At 44.8% G+C, this 578-nt stretch carries 1 pseudogene; it reads right to left on the bottom strand.

The features are described 5' to 3' along the window. Positions 1 to 54 precede the first annotated feature (54 nt). Positions 55 to 297, bottom strand: a pseudogene (locus RTW80_RS26975) (DUF932 domain-containing protein); the annotation flags it as partial. Positions 298 to 578 lie beyond the last annotated feature (281 nt).

Raw genomic sequence — 578 nt, 5'->3', positions numbered from 1 at the left:
ATCAGCAAAAGGGGATGATAAGTTTATCACCACCGACTATTTGCAACAGTGCCGTTTACTGTATTCGCGACGTCCCAAATCACGAATCCGACTCTGACAGGCAAAGAATGGCTGGAAACCTTCATCACGTAACTTATTGATGATATTGATTGTTGGAATATACGTATAACGTTCACTCCGGGACTCATGTTTATCACCGGAAAATACCGAAGGCACGAACTGCATTAATTCATCATCCGTTAAAGGACGTTCACGGCGGATGGAATTATACCGACCAAAACGGGAAGCTAATCGCATAACAGCTACGCCTTTATGAAAGAATAAATTTAATAAAAAATTTTTCCGCTTAATATCATCCCCCCGATCTCCATTAACAAGATTGCGACAATCAGGAGGGATATTCATCACATCCGGTCAGCAGATCGCCCGGATATCGAGGCCGGCACGCTTAATCTGACGCAGGAACTGTTTGAAGTGATCGGCTTCCGCAATGTTGATATGGCGGAACTGCTTATCCACACCCTGACTGAGCGCGTAGCTATAACTGAAGGCCATCTTTTCCGGGTGGCTTTTGCGAT

This window comes from Escherichia sp. AM3, from assembly GCF_032029835.1.
GTDB lineage: Bacteria > Pseudomonadota > Gammaproteobacteria > Enterobacterales > Enterobacteriaceae > Escherichia > Escherichia coli.
This window is presented reverse-complemented; position numbering and strand designations above follow the sequence as displayed.